The 16,665-nt window shown below is 51.8% G+C and carries 15 protein-coding genes and 1 pseudogene; 14 read left to right on the top strand and 2 right to left on the bottom strand.

From position 1 onward, the window contains the following. Positions 1–57: 57 nt before the first annotated feature. Positions 58–351 (top strand): hypothetical protein, encoded by a 294-nt coding sequence (locus NWF35_RS00185; RefSeq protein ID WP_301237100.1) that lies wholly within the window; start codon positions 58–60, stop codon positions 349–351. Then, the gene (locus NWF35_RS00180; protein WP_301237099.1) at positions 335–1,759 is read left to right on the top strand and encodes an FMN-binding glutamate synthase family protein; all 1,425 of its coding nucleotides are present in this window, start codon (positions 335–337) and stop codon (positions 1,757–1,759) included. Before NWF35_RS00185 ends, NWF35_RS00180 begins: the two co-directional genes overlap by 17 nt. A gap of 149 nt (positions 1,760–1,908) precedes the next feature. Here the strand turns inward: NWF35_RS00180 and NWF35_RS00175 are convergent, their stop codons facing one another. Then, positions 1,909–2,745, bottom strand: coding sequence for an HAD family hydrolase (locus tag NWF35_RS00175; RefSeq protein ID WP_301237098.1), 837 nt, complete (start codon positions 2,743–2,745; stop codon positions 1,909–1,911). 538 nt (positions 2,746–3,283) lie between these two features. After that, positions 3,284–3,946: a B3/B4 domain-containing protein gene (locus NWF35_RS00170; RefSeq protein ID WP_301237097.1), complete on the bottom strand. Its 663-nt coding sequence runs from the start codon at positions 3,944–3,946 to the stop codon at positions 3,284–3,286. Positions 3,947–4,056: 110 nt separating this feature from the next. Between NWF35_RS00170 and NWF35_RS00165 the strand changes: the two genes are divergently transcribed. The 12 genes and pseudogenes from NWF35_RS00165 to NWF35_RS00110 form a co-directional block, all read left to right on the top strand. Further along, positions 4,057–5,760: an ABC-ATPase domain-containing protein gene (locus tag NWF35_RS00165; RefSeq protein WP_301237096.1), complete on the top strand. Its 1,704-nt coding sequence runs from the start codon at positions 4,057–4,059 to the stop codon at positions 5,758–5,760. Between the two features lie 15 nt (positions 5,761–5,775). Continuing rightward, a complete protein-coding gene (rnhA, locus tag NWF35_RS00160; RefSeq protein WP_212774295.1) occupies positions 5,776–6,210 on the top strand; it encodes a ribonuclease HI in 435 nt (144 codons plus the stop codon). A gap of 350 nt (positions 6,211–6,560) precedes the next feature. Further along, positions 6,561–7,700, top strand: coding sequence for a tRNA epoxyqueuosine(34) reductase QueG (queG, locus tag NWF35_RS00155; RefSeq protein ID WP_301237095.1), 1,140 nt, complete (start codon positions 6,561–6,563; stop codon positions 7,698–7,700). A gap of 68 nt (positions 7,701–7,768) precedes the next feature. Continuing rightward, positions 7,769–8,314 carry a methylated-DNA--[protein]-cysteine S-methyltransferase gene (locus NWF35_RS00150; RefSeq protein WP_301237094.1) on the top strand — a complete coding sequence of 182 codons (546 nt, stop codon included), beginning with the start codon at positions 7,769–7,771 and terminating at the stop codon, positions 8,312–8,314. Between the two features lie 133 nt (positions 8,315–8,447). Further along, positions 8,448–9,392, top strand: a complete 945-nt coding sequence (locus NWF35_RS00145) for an amidase domain-containing protein (protein ID WP_301237093.1) — start codon at positions 8,448–8,450, stop codon at positions 9,390–9,392. Positions 9,393–9,459: 67 nt separating this feature from the next. Continuing rightward, positions 9,460–9,924 (top strand): tRNA (uridine(34)/cytosine(34)/5-carboxymethylaminomethyluridine(34)-2'-O)-methyltransferase TrmL, encoded by a 465-nt coding sequence (trmL, locus tag NWF35_RS00140; RefSeq protein WP_301237092.1) that lies wholly within the window; start codon positions 9,460–9,462, stop codon positions 9,922–9,924. Positions 9,925–10,059: 135 nt separating this feature from the next. Next, positions 10,060–10,284 carry a glycosyltransferase gene (locus NWF35_RS00135; RefSeq protein WP_301237091.1) on the top strand — a complete coding sequence of 75 codons (225 nt, stop codon included), beginning with the start codon at positions 10,060–10,062 and terminating at the stop codon, positions 10,282–10,284. Positions 10,285–10,464: 180 nt separating this feature from the next. Next, a complete protein-coding gene (locus NWF35_RS00130; protein ID WP_301237090.1) occupies positions 10,465–11,310 on the top strand; it encodes an MTAP family purine nucleoside phosphorylase in 846 nt (281 codons plus the stop codon). Between the two features lie 27 nt (positions 11,311–11,337). Further along, positions 11,338–12,060, top strand: a complete 723-nt coding sequence (locus NWF35_RS00125) for an HAD family hydrolase (protein WP_301237089.1) — start codon at positions 11,338–11,340, stop codon at positions 12,058–12,060. Between the two features lie 545 nt (positions 12,061–12,605). Continuing rightward, entirely contained in the window at positions 12,606–14,504 is a 1,899-nt protein-coding gene (locus tag NWF35_RS00120) for a PrkA family serine protein kinase (protein ID WP_301237088.1), read from the top strand. Positions 14,505–14,544: 40 nt separating this feature from the next. Further along, on the top strand, positions 14,545–15,693 hold the full coding sequence (gene yhbH, locus NWF35_RS00115; protein WP_301237140.1) for a sporulation protein YhbH: 1,149 nt from the start codon (positions 14,545–14,547) through the stop codon (positions 15,691–15,693). 183 nt (positions 15,694–15,876) lie between these two features. Continuing rightward, a pseudogene (locus tag NWF35_RS00110) lies at positions 15,877–16,455 on the top strand (glycosyltransferase family 39 protein); the annotation flags it as partial. Positions 16,456–16,665 lie beyond the last annotated feature (210 nt).

The raw sequence follows: 16,665 nt of genomic DNA, 5'->3' as shown, positions 1-16,665 counted from the left end.
ATGCGACAACTCCGATTGGGGGAAAGATAAGAAAAACATCTTGGAGTGATGAACCCTATGGAGAACGTGCAGGATCTCAAACACACACTTTCCTATATTCATTCTGAGCTGAATCGGATCGAGACCATGGCCGGGACTCTGTCGTCCATTGAACGGGATCATTTCAACAAATTGACGAAGTTTGATCATCGGGAATTGGTGGACATCGCAGTGGAGGAACAACATGCGGCCCGTCAACTCGGGACGATTAAGCATATTTGTTTATCAATGGCACAAAAGATCGAGGACATCCGAAATACGATCGAGCGTGGCGAACCAGGGGAGCGTACGCACCATGATAAGATTCATTGAGAATCTGATCCGATCCGCTATCAATGATACGGTGGACAAAGCGATTACGAGAGCCATCCGCGACCAGTACACGGAAAATCTGTTTGAAATGATGCCCACCACCCAGAAGGTCGGGTTGACCAACCTGATGGAGATCGCCATGCGGGCGAACCAGGGAACTCCCATATCACGGCCGCTGGGGAGTCCGATTCACATGTCGCCGTGGGAAAAGATCTTATTCAACCCGTGTCATCTGTTTCGATTCCCTACCCCGGAAAATGTGGGCATTCACACACCAGTCACCATTGGACATCGTGCCAAAAAACCGTTGACGATCTCCATTCCGATCATGATAGCCGCGATGTCCTTCGGTGGAGCATTGAGTAAGAGTGCCAAAATCGCATTGGCTAGAGCGGCGACCGCTGTCGGGACAGCGACCAATTCCGGTGAGGCGGGTCTGTTGGAAGAGGAAAGGGACGCGGCACAACTTTTTATCGGGCAGTATAACCGGGGCGGTTGGATGAATGAACCGGACAAATACCGACGTTTGGATGCGATCGAAATTCAATTGGGTCAAGGGGCCCAAGGTTCGGCTCCACAACGGACGACCGCCAAGAATATCGGAGTGGACTACCGAGAAGTTTTCGGTTTAAAAAAAGGGGAAGACGCTTGGATTCATTCACGTCTTCCCGGAGTTCAATCCAAAGAGGATTTTATCCGCTTGGTTCGCCGGCTTCGAGACGAAACCGGTGTCCCGGTCGGATTGAAAATCGCTGCGACGCATCATCTGGAAAAGGAATTGGCAATCGCAGTGGAAGCCGAAGTGGATTTTGTAACGCTAGACGGCGCGGAAGGCGGTACGCACGGTGGCTCCCCCACTTTGCAGGATGACGTCGGATTGCCCACCCTTTTTGCCATCTCCAGGGCAATGGAGTTTTTCGCCAAAAAAGGTGTGATACGCGACATCAATCTGATTGCAACAGGCGGGCTGGTCACGCCGGGACAAATGCTCAAAGCGATCGCCTTGGGAGCGGATGCTGTGTATATCGGTACGGCGGCGCTGATGGCGATGGTCAGTGAGCAAATGGTCAAAGCTGTTCCATTTGAGCCGCCCACCAGTCTGATCGTCTACACCGGCAAAATGACGGATCGGTTGGACATCGATCAGGCGGTCATGAATTTGGTTCGGTATCTGAACGCTTGTGTTCATGAAATGGAGCAAGTGGCGATGACACTGGGCAAAACGGCACTGACGGACATCACGAAGTCGGATCTTTGCACACTGGATCCTTTCTTGGCAAAAGCCACCGGTATCCCACTGGGAACCGTCTCACCCGAGCATCAGGACCGTTTTTTTGAAGAGGTCACACCGTGGTTTCAACCCGAACAGCATTCGGTACCGGAAAAAGAAAATATACACCCGCACTGAGGATAAAATCGTATCTGATGTGGTATGTGATCCAGCTTGTTCCATCGAGCGAACTCAATTGGAATGCTGGTGCGGATAAATGAACTTGGGGGAATATTTGCGTTACGATATAAGATAAGGGGCGAACATCGCCCCTTGTTTTGTTATGATTATCGAGCCGCCTGTGTTTGTATCTTCATATCTTTTAACAAATGCTGGTGAATGAGATAGGCCACGCCCCCTTCGTCATTGCTGGGGACCACGATATCTGCCGTTTGCAGGACATGGGGATGGGCGTTAGCGACGGCTGCCGACAAACCGGCCATTCGTAACATAGAAAGGTCATTGAGATGATCGCCGATCGTCGCGATTTGACGGCTCGGGATTCCCCGCTCCTCGGCGATACGTGCCAAGGCCGCTCCTTTGGAAATATTGGGCGGCAGGACCTCGAAGTAATGATCGGAGGATTGGACAAACTCCACATCATGGGTGACCGTTTTCGACCAAGCGTGGAGTTGTTTCATTTCTTCATGATCGGCAACAACGACAAACTTGATCCACGGTACCTCCGCCAACAAGTCGAAGCTCTCGATGATCTCCAGATGAAAATCCTCACTGTCCATGCCCGCTTGGGCCAATGGACCGACCTGGGTGGCGTAGACGGCGTCGGAGGTGTAAACAAAAATGTCGATGTTCAGGCGTAATCCTGTCAGTTGCTTCAGCACGTCAGCCGCCACATCCCGCTGCAATACGGCAATCGGAGTTAACCGATCAGAAGACGGGTCATACAGCACAGCGCCATTACACAGAATGACGGGCAGATCCGGGTTTAACAGATTGATGAATCGTTTTGCTTCGGCATAACTGCGTCCGGTGGCTAACGTGAACTGTCCGCCAGATTGACGATACAGGGAGACCGCACGGCGGTTGACATCCGCAATCTCTTTCGCTCTGTTGGCGATTGTACCGTCGATGTCCGATACCAAAAGTCGATAAGCCAGCGTCAAACGCATCATCTCCTTATGGATGCTACGATAACACAACTGCGTTAAGCGCATGTGGGGGCTTTATGAATCATGGGTAATGTTTTCGTCGATGATTTGACAGTATATTAGTCTATCATATCATTTATTCATGAGGGATGGGATAGTCTGAGGCCTGTCTGGTCATTCCGTAAAGGAGCAATGTTTTCCCAAGCGAGAGAAGACTCGGGATGCGATCGCGGGCAATTTCCTCAAAGCGAAGCGTAACTTTGCCCGCGTCCTTGCGCTGATCGGGTCGGAGTGGTCATCATCTTCATCCCTGCAGGGTGCAGGTGGATCGAGTCGGAAAGTGATGTGGACAGTATTCACCAGACAAACCCTAGGCAGCATTTCAAGTAGAGGGAGCCGGGAAAACGTTGCCGACAATATTGATCAGATACTCTCTCGTATTCGATATATAATGAAAAGGCGAGGTCATGAGCCGCGAAAGAGCCACTATCTTACAGGACGCGTCGTATAACCAAATATACCCTGGGTAGTTACGTCTTGAACCTGATTTTATTCACCGGATGACGGATGTATCTGCGATATCTCCCCCATTGAGTTGGACAAACCAACGACTAACCTGTTTAGCGATGGTCAGGAGCTCATCGTCATCCACCTCATGGGCAAAGATGATTTGTAAACAATCCCGCGTCTTCTCCGTCACACCGGTGCGGGTAGAGTCCACATACGGACTGCCGAACGCACCTTGCGCATCCCTGAGCAGGATTTTGCCGTCCATTCGGATTTCCCGGCCGTTCAATCCCTGATACGAATCTTTTTCACCGCCGATGTCACAAACAATGTCACCGTCGATGGCGGACAAATCATAGATGCCGAAGGGAAGGCGGTATTTCAGGGAAAAGAAGTTGTTGGCATCTACTGCACTGTTGACGGTGTAGAGGTTTTCCCCTTTCAACACCCGGCGAAGCAGGGCTTCAGCAGACGGCCGATATCGGGACGGGGAAGTACCGGCCTGTCGAAATGCTTCTCGCATCGCTTGAATGGCGGGAATTTGCCCGATTGTGTCGGTGTCGTTCTCCATACGAAGGTGTTCCTGAAACAATTGGAAGCGACCGCGAAACGGTCCGGTTGAAGGGGCGACGGTGATCCCTTGGTAAACAATGGCAGCCAGTCGAAATCGGGGCAAAATCGATTGGATTTGTGCGCTCAATGTGATCATGTGATTCGCCTCCGAAGAGTTGCGATTTTCTTCAGGTACGGGTTGGTTTTAAGTATAGCATTTGAAAGGCAATACCAAAAGTATGGTGAAATCAACGCGGGAGGGATTCCATGCAACGGTTGCAATCCATATTGAAACGAATCGACGGCAGAGGATACAAGGCCTACAAAGAGATTCAAGGAGAGTACCGTTTCCCGACGTTTACGCTGTTCATTGATTATGTCCAGGGAGATCCGTTTGCCTCTCCCTCGCGTATTCGGGTGCGGATGCCGATGGATGTGGCGCGTTATCCGCACGAATGGTTTGCAGAACCGCACCGGCGAATCGGATTGGAAGATTGGCTGACGCGGGAATGGGCCAAGCACATCGGAAAATTTGCTTTCCGTGTCAGCGGTACAGGCAAAAGCGGGCTGATCGCCATCGACCGTCCCGGACAGGAAATTTTGCCGCGTACTTCTGTCGTGGTAAACGAACGATTTGTGGAAGTACGCCTCAGTGTGGGTTTGCCGGCGCGCGGCCGAACGGTGCTGGGGCAGAAGGCGGCTCAGATGTTGTGTGAAGACTTGCCGCAACTGGTTCAACGTGCTCTCCCCGTATCTTCGTTGGATCGCAGTCGAATCGAGGAACGGATGCAGTTGGTGGACAACCAAAGGGCCATCCGCAGCTATCTGCAGGAGCGGGGATGGATTGCCTTCGTCGCCAATGGCGCTGTTCTGCCAAGGGAAAGCGGTGTGAGCGACCGGCCGTTGACCACCGGAAAAGTGATCCCGTTCCAATCTCCGTCATCGTTGGAGGTAGCCGTGGAAGTGCCGCACGGGCCAGCGATTCGCGGGATGGTCATCCGAGACGGTATCACCCTGATCGTCGGTGGCGGGTACCATGGCAAGAGCACATTGTTGAAGGCGTTGGAGCGCGGCGTGTACGACCACATCGAAGGAGACGGACGGGAATACGTCATCACCGATCGGAATGCGGTCAAAGTGCGTGCGGAAGACGGTCGGCGCGTGGAAAAGGTGAACATTTCTCCGTTTATCACCCATCTGCCGTTCGGGCGCGATACGATTCGTTTTTCCACGGATGATGCCAGCGGAAGCACGTCGCAGGCGACCAACATCATGGAGAGCTTGGAGATTGGCACATCGTGCCTATTAATCGATGAGGACACCAGTGCCACCAACTTCATGATCCGTGACGGCAGGATGCAGGCGTTGGTGGCGAAAGGCAAGGAGCCGATCACGCCTTTTTTGGACAAGGTGCGCCAGTTGTATGAGGAAAAAGGAGTCTCTAGTGTATTGGTGTTGGGGGGATCCGGTGACTACTTCGATGTGGCCGATACAGTGATCATGATGGACGAATACCAGCCGCGCGACGTAACCCGGGAAGCCAAGCAGATCGCACAATCGAGAGCCAATGATCGAAAAAAAGAAGGTGGCGACTCTTTCGGAGAAGTAACTCACCGAATGCCGCTGCGCGAAAGTTTTAACCCGAAGCGCGGCAAGAAAGAAAAAGTGGATGCCAAAGGATTACACACGATCGTGTTTGGTGAGACCTCCATCGATTTGTCGGCGTTGGAGCAATTGGTGGACCCCAGCCAGACTCGGGCCATAGCGGAAATGATCCGATACGTAGGTCGCCGGGCGAATGGACGGCAAACATTGGCTCAGGTAATTGAACAATTGTATGATGAGATAGAACAAAAGGGTTTGGATGTGATATCGCCCTATGCTGGTCAACATCCGGGCGATTTGGCGCTTCCACGTAAACAGGAATTGGCTGGGGCGATCAACCGCATGCGTACTTTGCGTGTCCAGTGACGGAGGAGGAAAACAGTGAAAGAAGTGGTGATTTACACGGACGGTGCGTGTTCCCACAACCCCGGTCCCGGGGGTTGGGCGGCGGTACTGATGTATGGTTCCCGTCGCAAGGAAATTTCGGGCGGGGAAAAAAACACGACCAACAACCGGATGGAATTGACGGCGGCGATCGAAGCGCTTCGTCGGTTGAAGGAACCGTGCCGGGTTAAGCTGTATACGGACAGTGCCTATATGGTGAACTGTTTTCAGCAGCGTTGGTATGAGAAATGGGAACGAAACGGGTGGATCAACAGCAAAAAAGAACCAGTGGAAAACAAAGATTTATGGCAACGATTGCTGGCGCTTACCCGGCATCATCAGGTGGAATTTCTCAAAGTGAAGGGGCACAGCGACAACGAATGGAACAATCGCTGTGACGAATTGGCGCGAGCCGCGGTGCCGAGGGATTGAAGTCAGTGTAGTGCCCAACCATTCCCATTTCATGATCTGGTTGGGCGTGTTATGATGGCCTCCTGAGGCTGATATGAGCGAAGCCGTCTTCCAGCCGAGCGAAGACTTGGGAAGCGCGGGATTGAAATCGCTGGATATTTCCTCAAAGCAAAGCGTACTTTGATCGCGTCCTGCGCTGACGGGTCGGAGCGGTCATCATTTGCTTCTCAGCAGGGCGCAGGTGGAGTGAGCCGGGAAAGCAATGTGGACAGTATTCACCAGATACATCCCAGTCGCGAGGAGGCGGAGGCGGGAGACGGCTGTTTTCGAAAGGAATCAATCGTATCGGGATGAAAAAGGAGGTGAGCGCGATGACACCAGAGGAATTGAAGGAAAAGCTGATTATCAGAGCGAAAGAGCTGCACATTGACAAAATCGGATTTGCTTCAGCTGATCCGTTTACGGAGCTGAGGGAGCGATTGATCCGTCATCGGGAGTTGGGATACGAGTCTGGATTTGAAGAACCCGACATTGATAAACGCACGCACCCGGACCGAATCGTTCCCGAAGCCAAGACGATTATCGCCATCGCGCTCGCTTATCCGTCCAAGATGAACAAACCGCCCCAATCCAAACCGGGTGCCTATCGCGGCATTTTCGCCCGGGCTTCCTGGGGTAGGGATTATCACGATGTGTTGCGGGAGAAGTTGAGCCTGCTGGAAGCGTCACTGTTGGAATGGATGCCTTATGCGAAGACCGAAATCATGGTGGACACCGGTGCATTATCCGACCGTGCCGTCGCAGAACGGGCGGGAATTGGTTGGAGCGGCAAAAACACCGCGATCATCACACCGGAGTTCGGGTCCTGGGTCTATTTGGGCGAGCTCGTGACGGATGTTTACTTGCCGCCCGATCAACCCATCACTGAGCAATGCGGAGAGTGTACCGCTTGTCTCGATGCGTGTCCGACAGGAGCATTGGTCCAGCCCGGCCAGCTCAACTCCCAGGCATGTTTGGCCTACCTGACGCAAACCAAGGGAATCCTGGAGGAAGCGTACCGCGAAAAGCTGGGCAACCGTCTGTACGGATGTGACACCTGTCAAGTGGTCTGCCCTCACAATCGTAAGCGGAATTTCACTCATCACGAGGCATTTACGCCTGATCCCGAACAGGTGAAACCATTGTTGAAACCCTTGCTTACCCTCAGTAATCGGGAGTTTCGCGAGCGTTTCGGTGACATGGCGGGTTCATGGCGGGGCAAAAAACCGATTCAGCGCAACGCGATTATCGCGTTGGCCCATTTTCGCGACCGAACGGCGGTACCGCTTTTGAGTCGTTTGCTGAAAGAAGATCCGCGACCAGTGATTCGCGCCACAGCAGCGTGGGCACTGGGCAAGATTGGCGGGGATGATGCCAAAAACGCGTTAATGCAAGCGGAACGGGAGGAAACAGAAGCAGAAGTGCGCAAGGAAGTCGAAAATGCGATTTCATTGCTCACAGCTGGCGAATAAAACATTCGCACACCGATCGTGGAAAGTGTAAGATAAAGGGAAGAGAAGGAAATGGGGAGGGCTCACTGATGATCCCGGGATCGCGCACGGTTGTTTGGAGTCAGATGGACAGCCCGGTCGGTCCATTGACCTTGGCCATGACAGCCAAAGGTGTTTGCGCCATTGAATTTGGCAAAGGCGATCAAACGTTGGTCGGCATCAAAGTTTGGGCAGAACAATGGGGCCGTTCGGTGAAAATAGAGCGAAACGATCGGACATGTGTTCCAGTGGTGGAGCAGCTAAAAGAGTATTTTGAAGGGAAAAGACAACAGTTTGATGTTCCCGTAGATTTATACGGTACCCCTTTTCAAAAGGCGGTATGGCGTCAGTTGCAGGCGATCCCATACGGACAAGTACGTTCCTACAAGGAAATCGCGCAAGCGATCGGTGCACCCAAAGCGGTCCGCGCGGTAGGAGGGGCCAATAACAAAAATCCTGTCCCCATCATTGTTCCCTGCCATCGTGTGATCGGTTCCAACGGTTCACTTGTCGGATACGGCGGTGGATTGCATATCAAAGAAAAGCTGCTGGAACTGGAAGGCTATCTGCCACCCCAGAAAAACGTTTCCCATTGACGATTATTTTTGGATATAAGATATAAGCAGCGACCGAGCCATTCGTCTCGGTCGTTTTTTGCCCGTCCGTCTGCACATACTGCTTGACCCGCTGACATAAAGATGAGGAAAAAAGTAAAGGAGTCGGGTCGTGATGGAGAGACGACCGTGGCATCAACCGATCGCGATATGGTTTCAAATCCAAAACCGTTTATGGGTGGAAGGAGAACCAGACGATTTATACGAACCGTTATTGACGGACGGAAATGAAGCGTGGATTCAGTTGGAACAAGAACGGCTGCGTCGGTTGCGGCTACAGCAGAGAGAACGGAATTGCCATCCACTGAAGAGTGATACTCGACTGCGGTTGGTCAAAGAAAAAATCCGCTCCGATGAAGAGGCGGATGTGTGGATGATCAGTGAACATCGCATGTTTTACGAGCTCCTCGGAGAAACTTATGAAGAAGAAGAGGCGATTTGTTGGAGGTTCAACGTCCGGTTTGCTGAGGGGAAATGGGGAATTGCTGACGGACGATTGGCGGAGCCTTCGGAGTGGAAGGAACGGACCAGAGTCACCACGATCAGCGAACAGGAGGAACCGACCGGTACCCGAGGGGGATACGATCGGGCCAGAGCTGTGCAGTATGCGGAGATTTGGTGGAACAGTTACAATCCACGTTACCGTCGCTTTGCAGTGGACTGCACCAGCTTCGTATCGCAATGCATGGTGGCTGGCGGCATACCGATGGATTTTGCATCCAGAAGGGATCGCGGTTGGTGGTACCGCGGACCGCACGAACAGTGGAGCTACAGTTGGGCGGTGGCGGACGGTCTGAAAAGGTATTTGTCTACGGGTGGCATCCCCCGGGCCGTGATGGTGGACCGAGCAGACCAACTGTCGCTCGGGGACATTATTTGTTACGATTGGGAAGGAAGCGGACGCTACGATCATAATACGATTGTCACCGCTTTCGACAGCAATGGCATGCCACTTGTCAACGCACATACGGTGAACAGCCGCCACCGGTACTGGGATTACCGCGATTCGCATGCTTGGACACCACGTGTGCAGTATCGGTTCTTTCACATTCAGGGATAGCGGAGGGTCGAGCCTTTCATTACAATAAAAATCGTACAGCATGCGAAAAGGTGGAAAGGAAGGAACCATGTCATTTCACATCGTGCTCGTCGAACCTGAAATTCCCTATAATACCGGAAACATCGCCCGAACGTGCGCAGTGACTGGGGCAACGCTCCATTTGGTGGGTCCGTTGGGATTTTCGATTGAAGATCGGTATCTCAAACGGGCGGGATTGGATTACTGGGATCAGGTCCATGTGCACCTGCACGACTCATTCGCTAAACTGGAAGCGGCGCTCCCCGGCAGGCGCTTTTTTTGTGCCACAACCAAAGCAGACCGATCTTACACCGATTTTCGCTATCGGGAAGGTGATGTGTTGGTGTTCGGTAAAGAAACGGCAGGACTGCCACAAGAGATCTTGGAAAAGTATCGCGACACCAATATCCGTATCCCGATGCGGGCGGATACGCGGTCGCTCAACTTGTCCAACGCTGCGGCCATCGTGTTGTATGAAGCGTTGCGGCAAAATGGTTTCCCCGGGCTGACATGAATATCACGCCACTGTCAACATGAAAGAATCTACATCCAGCGGTGTGCGTTTCTTGCGGCACACCGCTACCAGGGTTGTCCGGTTCTCCGTTTTTCGTCATCGGGATTGCCGGTAGTGCTTCCACGATGTGTGGAGGTGTCGAAACGTTGTACAACGGATAACGCCATCATGGTCGACCCGAGGAACGTGGATGAGCTTGCCGACGGCGTGATTCGTTTGCTGACGGATGCAGCGTTGAGACAATCCTATGGGCGAAAGGGAAGGGAGACGGCGGGACATTTTTCGCGCGACAAGGTGGGGGAAGAGTGGGAACGGGTGATGCACACGGTGGCCAACTCCCGCGGTCGCCATCCTTTCTAACTACCTTTTTTGCTATACTAAGAGTATGAACCGCGGTTCGCGGTTTTTTTGTTGAAATGGAAACAGTTGGCCGGCTTGATGGGGTTTTCGACCCCGTGATATCCTTGAAGTTGGAGATTTTTGTACCCGCCGGTCAAAACCGGTTGTATGGATGATGATCCCGGAAAAGGTGGGAGAACGATGACAGACATTCCTCGTGTTGACTTTGCCATTATCGGTGGTTCCAGCACGTTTTCCATCCGGTTTCCGGAGGATTTGAACCGGGAAGATACGGAAGTGTTGGCAAAGGGGATGGTGTTTGACACACCCTATGGTGAAAGTCCGCAATTCAAGTTGATTCGTGTCGGCGACAAAACCGCGTTGACCTGCCGGATGCACGGTTGGCGCCCGGGCAAGGTGACGCGTGCTGATGCGTCCCGTCAGGTATTTTGGGTTTTTCAGCAAGCGGGTGTGAAAAAGATCTTCGCCGAGGGTGGCGTTGGTGCCATCAATCATCTGCTGGAGTTGCGCGATTTGGTCATCCCCAATGATTATATCGATCATTCGATGCGGCAGGATGTCGGATTTGACGGGCCGTATCTGATGGTGATGCGTGAGCCGATCTGCCCCACCCAGGCGGATGCGTTGTATCAAACGGCAAAAGAGCGTGTAGAGCCTGAGGGGAGACACGTATTTAAACGGGGCATCTACGTCAATACGGACGGTCGGCATTTTGAAAGCAGGGCGGAAGTTCAGATGTTTCGTACCTGGTTTGCGGACATCGTCGGCCAAAGTATCACCCCGGAGGTATATCTGGCCCGGGAAATCGGCGCCTGTTACGCAGGGATCTACATGGTGGTCAACTATGCGGAAGGCATCATTCGGGACTGGGATCACAAGGATTTAAGTGATATTTTCCACAATGAGTCCCATACCATCGGTCATATTTTGCTTGACAGTCTCAAGCGGATCGATGCCGAACAAACCCGGTGCAATTGTTTGTCTCTGCGCAAGGAAACCCTGCTGAAACGTTACGAAGAGGATTGAATGGACGAATAGAAAGGGGCGTTTGGTGTGATCCGCGCTTGTTTGTTTGATTTGGACGGGACGTTGTTACCGATGGATACGGAATCATTTGTTCATCACTATCTCCGGGAATTGGCCTCTCATGTGGCTGATGTCGTCTCGCCGGACAAGCTGGTTCGCTATCTGTGGGAAGCGACGGAGGCGATGATCCGGAATAGTGAAACTCACAAAACCAACGAAGAAGTGTTTGTAGAACACTTCCTCCATTTGGCCGGTGTGTTAAAGGAGGAGATCTGGCCCCATTTCGACCGTTTTTACGAAGAGCACTATCCCAAGCTGAAAGCGCACGTTGAACCAACACCTTTGTCCCGTCGGGTGGTGGAAGCGGCTTTAGAGAAAGGGTACAAAGTGGCGGTGGCAACAAACCCCGTTTTTCCTCGCGTTGCCATATTGGAACGGTTGCGTTGGGCAGAAGTGGCCGATTTGCCGTTTGAATGGGTAACTGTTTACGAGGATATGCATTTTTGCAAGCCGCGTCCGGAGTATTATCAGGAGATCACGGATTGTCTCGGGGTCCGACCGGAAGAATGTGTGATGATCGGTAACGATATGCAGGAAGACATGGTGGCGCAAACGGTGGGAATGAAAACCTTCTATCTGAACCAATGTCGAATCGACCGTGGGCATCCCGTATATCAACCGGATCAGGAAGGAAGCTTGGAAGAATTACTGTCGGCCATCCGCGAAGGAACCGGGCTATTTTCTGATTGAGGAGCTCGCTGGAAGTAGGCATCCTTTTGTTGAATGCTTTGAACGAATAAAGTTGCAGGCATTTAGGGTGTGTCTGGTCATTTGATCAGGCGGTAAGGTTTTCCCGGGTGATTGACAAGAACTAAACCCGACCGAGCGGAGAACCGGAAAAGCTCAGGGATGAATGATGGGTACTTTACCGCGTTCTGAGCTTGAAGGTGCGAAGCGCCCTTGCTCTGCTTCTTTGCAGGGCAAAGATGGAGCGAGCCGGAAAAGCCATGCGGACGATATAAATCAGACACGCTCTAGACGGCTGTTCGCCACTCGTTTTTTCCCCCGTTTGACGGGGGTTTTTCCTTTTTTCAGCGGAAAACCACTTCCTCCTTTTCTTCATAACGGGCAGGAGGAGTGAAACATTGTCCGTCTCAGCGCATAAATATATACCATCTTTCGGGCTCTCTCTTTTCCCCCTTGGAATCATGGAACCGGGGGAGGATGCATAGGTTGGGAATATCTGGTTTTAAGGTGTGCGGGAAGGAAGCGGTGCTGAAGGAGAGGAGGCTTCTATGGACATCCTGAAGCGTATAGCGGAGCACCGGGAACGGGAAGATCAGTTGAAATGGGAAGGGACGTTTGCTGAGTATCTGGATATTGTTCGAGAGCGTCCATATATTGCGCAAACCGCGCATGCCAGGGTGTACAACATGATTGCCAGTCAAGGTGTGGAGACGGACGAAACAGGGAACAAATCCTACTTGTTTTTCAGTCGTGAACTCTTTGGTTTGGACCGGGCCATCGAACGTCTGGTGGAGGAGTATTTTCATTCTGCCGCCAAACGGCTGGATGTTCGCAAGCGGATTTTGCTGCTGATGGGACCGGTAAGCGGTGGGAAATCCACCATCGTCGCCATGCTGAAACAAGGCCTGGAACAATATTCGCGCACGGACGAAGGCGCAGTGTACGCCATCAAAGGATGTCCGATGCACGAGGAACCCCTGCATTTGATTCCACCCGAGCTTCGTTCCGATGTGGAGGAAGAGCTCGGCGTACGAATCGAAGGAAATTTGTGTCCGGCTTGCCGGTTGCGCCTGCAAGAGGAGTTTGGGGGCAGGGTGGAAGATGTCGTGGTGGAGCGGGTGCTGTTATCCGAAGACGATCGCGTGGGGATCGGAACGTTTAGTCCGTCTGACCCCAAATCGCAGGATATTGCTGATCTCACCGGGAGCATCGATTTCGCCACTATCACCGAATACGGGTCGGAGTCCGATCCGCGCGCCTATCGGTTTGATGGAGAATTGAACAAGGCCAACCGTGGGTTGATGGAGTTTCAGGAGATGCTCAAGTGTGACGAGAAGTTTTTGTGGAATTTGCTGTCCCTGACACAGGAAGGCAATTTCAAAGCGGGGCGTTTTGCCCTTATATCCGCTGATGAACTGATCGTTGCTCATACCAATGAATCCGAGTATCAAGCGTTTATCAGCAACAAGAAAAACGAGGCGTTGCAATCCCGGATCATCGTCATGCCGATCCCATACAATCTTCGGGTGTCGGATGAGGAAAAAATCTATCAAAAACTGATCCGTCAGAGTGATTTGGCCCATGTGCACATCGCACCTCATGCTTTGCGTGCGGCCGCCATCTTCTCTATTTTGACGCGGTTGAAGGAATCCAAAAAGCAAGGGATGGATCTCCTGAAAAAAATGCGGCTGTACGACGGGGAATCGGTGGAGGGATTCAAAGTTTCCGATGTGGAAGAACTGCACAACGAACACCTGGACGAAGGGATGGAAGGCATCGATCCACGTTATGTGATTAACCGCATTTCCAGTGCCCTGATCCGCAGCGACGCACCCTGCATCAACGCGTTGGATGTCCTGCGTGCGTTGAAGGAAGGATTGGATCAACATCCGTCAATCACTCGGAAGCAGCGCGAACGATATCTGAATTTTATTTCCATTGCGCGCAAAGAGTATGATGAGTTGGCAAAAAAAGAAGTACAGAAAGCCTTTGTCTACTCCTACGAGGAATCGGCGAAAACGTTGCTTGACAACTATCTGGACAACGTGGAGGCATATTGCAACTGGACCAAGATCCGTGATCCGATCACAGGTGAGGAACTGGATCCGGACGAGAAACTGATGCGCTCCATCGAGGAGCAAATCGGCATCTCCGAAAATGCGAAAAAGGCATTCCGGGAAGAGATCCTCATTCGCATCTCGGCCTATGCCCGCAAAGGAAAAAAATTCGACTACAACAGCCATGACCGTTTGCGCGAAGCGATTCAGAAGAAGTTGTTCACCGACTTAAAGGACGTGGTCAAAATCACCACCTCCACCAAAACACCGGATGAGAATCAATTGAAGAAAATCAACGAAGTGACGGCTCGCCTCATTGACGAGTACGGATATTGTCCGGTATGCGCCAACGAATTGCTCCGTTATGTGGGCAGTCTCTTGAATCGCTGACGCCCTCGCCCATTCGTCAGGAGGGGAGGTGAATCGGACGGTGCAACATCCCCTTTTCATCGTGTCGGAGGAGGATTGGAGCCTGCACCGCAAGGGGTACCAGGATCAGCTCCGGCACCAGGAGAAAGTGAAGGAAGCGATCCGAAAGAACCTGCCCGATCTCATCACCGAAGAGAGCATCATTATGTCCGACGGCAAACAAGTGGTGAAAGTGCCAATCCGCTCGATGGAGGAGTATCGGTTCCGGTACAATCACAACAAAAGCAAACATGTCGGCCAAGGGGACGGCAAAAGCCAGGTAGGCGACGTCATCGGCCGTGAATCGCAGCAAAAACCAGGGCCGGGCAAAGGGCAAGGAGCAGGCGATCAAGCGGGAAAGGATTATTATGAAGCAGAAATATCAGTGGAAGAACTGGAGGAAATCCTGTTTGCCGAAATGGAACTCCCCCGCTTGAAGCCGAAGGATCAGCAGGATATCACCACCCAGGACATCCGGTTCAACGATGTCCGCAAAAAAGGTCTGATGGGCAACATTGATAAAAAGCGGACCATCCTGGAAGCGATCAAACGAAACGCACTCCGGGGTCACCGCCAGTTGAAAGGGATCTCCAATGATGACTTGCGTTTTAAAACCTGGGAAGAAATCGTAATCCCCCATTCCAACGCCGTCGTATTGGCGATGATGGACACATCAGGAAGTATGGGAATATTCGAAAAATATATTGCCCGCAGTTTCTTTTTCTGGATGGTTCGATTTCTTCGCACCAAATATGAAAAAGTGGAAATCGTCTTCATCGCTCACCATACCGAAGCCAAGGAAGTGAGCGAGGATCACTTTTTCAGCAAAGGGGAAAGTGGCGGCACAATCTGCTCCTCCGCCTACCGCCTTGCATTGGAGATGATCGATAAGCGGTATCCCCCCAGCCGATACAACATTTACCCGTTCCATTTCTCGGACGGCGACAACCTTACTTCGGACAATGAACGTTGCATCAAGCTGGTGCGGGAACTGATGAAACGAGCCAATCTGTTCGGCTACGGTGAGGTGAACCAGTACAACCGGCATTCCACTCTGATGACCGCCTATCGCAATCTCGCCGATCCCAAGTTTCTGTACTATATCATCCGGGAGAAAGGCCAAGTGTACGATGCATTGAAGCATTTTTTCGCCAAGGAAGAGAAGAGATAACGATTGATCCGATCACGGTATTCATGCGCATCACAGCATGAATACCGTGATTTATTTTTTTCAGCGTTTATTCAGCTATAGCTCAATCAATGTTCAGTTCACCTTCAGCGGCAATTCAGTTAAAGGATGATGACCGAAGTAAGAGGCCATCAGGACAAGGAATCAATATAAAGGAGTGAAACGATGACGGTAAAGACGAAACCGGGACAGCGTATCGACTGGATCCTGATCGTGATTTCCTTATTGGCCACTTTTTTGAATATTTTCGAAATATGGAACGATCCATATGCCGATGTCTATTACACTGCGGCAGTCACCAGCATGCTGCAAAGCTTTCATAATTTCTTTTACGCCTCTTTTGATCCGGGTGGGTTTGTTACGGTGGATAAACCACCAGTTGTGTTTTGGATTCAAACGCTATTCGCCTATATTTTCGGAGTTCACGGATGGAGTGTCATTCTTCCTCAGGCCTTGGCCGGTGTCGGTTCGGTTTTTTTGGTATATCTTCTGGTCAAGCCCACCTTCGGTCAAACAGCTGCCTGTTTGGCCAGCCTGGTGATGGCATGTTCCCCCATCGCCGTTGCGGTCAGTCGAACGAATAACATTGACAGCATGTTAGTGTTTACACTTCTTCTCGCAACTTGGATGTTGTTTAGAGGGATTCATAATCGGAAGCTTCCTTGGATTCTTGCAGCCTTTGCCATGATCGGCGTCGGCTTCAATATGAAGATGCTTCAAGCTTATATGGTTGTACCGGCGTTTTACAGATAAAGCCGCCTGAAAGCCTACGGTTTCAATCGTGGGATGAAAGGCGGCGTTGCTCGGCATCCCCTTTTGGGGATGGCAAGAGCAACCAATTTGCTGTATAATCGAACATATGAGCGGTGCTCATCCCACTGGTAGTGGGTTTGTTCCTGTGGACGTCATGGTATGAGGTTCCAGTGGCGAACAAATCTCTCCCACTGGGTAAAA

The organism is Polycladomyces subterraneus (assembly GCF_030433435.1).
In the GTDB taxonomy this organism is placed as follows: Bacteria; Bacillota; Bacilli; order Thermoactinomycetales; family JIR-001; genus Polycladomyces; species Polycladomyces subterraneus.
Note: the sequence above shows the minus strand (reverse complement) of the source record. Positions and strands in the feature narration are given on the sequence as shown.

Bases quoted from the DNA above. Each gene is read 5' to 3' on its own strand.
- NWF35_RS00120 (WP_301237088.1), top strand. From the start codon at position 12,606: ATGGACATCCTGAAGCGTATAGCGGAGCACCGGGAACGGGAAGATCAG.
- NWF35_RS00185 (WP_301237100.1), top strand. From the start codon at position 58: ATGGAGAACGTGCAGGATCTCAAACACACACTTTCCTATATTCATTCT.
- NWF35_RS00150 (WP_301237094.1), top strand. From the start codon at position 7,769: ATGATCCCGGGATCGCGCACGGTTGTTTGGAGTCAGATGGACAGCCCG.
- NWF35_RS00165 (WP_301237096.1), top strand. From the start codon at position 4,057: ATGCAACGGTTGCAATCCATATTGAAACGAATCGACGGCAGAGGATAC.
- trmL (WP_301237092.1), top strand. From the start codon at position 9,460: ATGTCATTTCACATCGTGCTCGTCGAACCTGAAATTCCCTATAATACC.
- NWF35_RS00130 (WP_301237090.1), top strand. From the start codon at position 10,465: ATGACAGACATTCCTCGTGTTGACTTTGCCATTATCGGTGGTTCCAGC.
- NWF35_RS00145 (WP_301237093.1), top strand. From the start codon at position 8,448: ATGGAGAGACGACCGTGGCATCAACCGATCGCGATATGGTTTCAAATC.
- queG (WP_301237095.1), top strand. From the start codon at position 6,561: ATGACACCAGAGGAATTGAAGGAAAAGCTGATTATCAGAGCGAAAGAG.
- NWF35_RS00170 (WP_301237097.1), bottom strand. From the start codon at position 3,946: ATGATCACATTGAGCGCACAAATCCAATCGATTTTGCCCCGATTTCGA.
- NWF35_RS00180 (WP_301237099.1), top strand. From the start codon at position 335: ATGATAAGATTCATTGAGAATCTGATCCGATCCGCTATCAATGATACG.